General features: G+C 38.7%; 1 protein-coding gene. It reads left to right on the top strand.

Annotated features, from left to right (window positions below):
• Window positions 1–93 precede the first annotated feature (93 nt).
• Window positions 94–1560 carry an IS1182 family transposase gene (locus ACQRBH_RS17200; protein ID WP_287777000.1) on the top strand — a complete coding sequence of 489 codons (1467 nt, stop codon included), beginning with the start codon at window positions 94–96 and terminating at the stop codon, window positions 1558–1560.
• The last annotated feature ends 105 nt before the right edge of the window (window positions 1561–1665 follow it).

The following is a 1665-nucleotide window of genomic DNA, read 5'->3' as shown; positions in this document are numbered from 1 at the left end:
CAAGGGCACTGAAAAAGTCTGATTCTTTAAAATAGAATTAGGCTTTTTTTTGTGAAGAAGTTATAATAGAAGAAAGGAAAGGGGATTTCAAAAATGCTGAAGGATCATTCACAAATGACACTATCTTTATCACCATATCAAGGACTTTATGATGCGATTATTCCAGCAAACCATCTTTTGCGCAGAATAAAAGAAAATATTGATTTCAGCTTTGTAAATCCCATGCTTCGTAAGCAATACTGTGAGAATTTTGGACGTCCTGCCAAAGAACCGGAACTGATGTTTAAACTGCTGTTTTTGAAAAAATTATATGATTTGTCAGACGAACGGCTAATTAACAGTGCCCAGACCGACATGGCTTATAAATATTTTTTAGATATGGAACCGGAAGCCCGCATGGTCGACCCCAGTCTCCTGACAAAATTCCGCAAGACACGGATTACAGAAGATATCCTAGAGGAAATGTTGAAGGAAACCATACAACAGGCATTAGATAAAGGACTGATTAAATCAGGAACCATCATCGTTGATGCTACACACACGAATGCATCTGTCCGCGCAAAGTCACCGACACAGATTTTACGTGATTTGAGTAAGCAGTTACGGAAAGAAATTTATAAAAATGCATTTGAACTATCCGAAAAATTTCCTGAGAAACCTTCTTTGGAATCCAGCCTGGAAGAAGAGATTTCATATACTCACGAGCTATTATCTGCTTTAAAAGAAGATATTTTCGCTATTGAGAACAAAAAGATTCAGAAACTTTACGAAAAAATAAAGGAACTACTGGAAACAGAGAAGATTCGTGATATCCGTTCAAAAGACGATGAAGATGCACGTTTTGGACATAAAACACCAACCAGTACTTTTTATGGATATAAAAACCATCTGGCCATAACTGAAGAACGGCTGATTGCCGGGATCAGTGTAACAGATGGCGGAGCACCAGATGGTCAGGAGCTTCCAAATCTAATTGAGAGTGCCCAAAAAAGTGGAATCGAAGTGACCGAAATCATAGGTGATATGGCATATGTAAGTGAAGAAAACTTAGAGATATGTGGAGAAGAAATCACATTAATTGCAAGGACAAATACCGCAGTTGCAGCTGCCGCAGCAGCAGAACTGGAGGAAGGGTTCTCCTTCAATAAAGATGCTGGAAAACTACAGTGTCCTGCAGGCGAATTAGCAATGCGTGTTGAAAAACGTGAAGCCAAAAACGGTAATCAATATCATAATTACGTATTTAGCAAACGGAAATGTAAAAAATGTCCTTTGAAGGATAAGTGCCGGGTCGGGAACGGAAAGACACAAAGCTATTGTGTGACTCAAGTAAGTGAAAAAAATCGTGAACGTCTTGAATTTGAAGCAAGTGATGAATTTAAGGAACGATTAAAGATCCGTCATCGAATCGAAGAAAAGAATGGCGAACTGAAAGAAGCCCATGGTCTGCGAAGAGCAGATTCGACTGGGCTGTTTGCCATGCGGGTACAAATGTATTTTACGGCGTTTGTCGTAAATGCCAAAAGAATAACGCGGTTAGCGACATGTTTCGCAGGGTAAATACGGTACTATTCCTGCGTTTTTTATCAAAATCTGTATTCAGTTTTTTTAATATAGTAGATAAAGAAAAACTCCCACAAAAAATGGGAGTTTTTCAGTGCCCTT

Origin of the sequence: Bariatricus sp. SGI.161 (assembly GCF_050313695.1) — a bacterium.
GTDB lineage: Bacteria > Bacillota > Clostridia > Lachnospirales > Lachnospiraceae > JAFBIX01.
The sequence above is the reverse complement of the archived record's forward strand: the minus strand, read 5'-3'. Positions and strand labels throughout refer to the sequence as shown.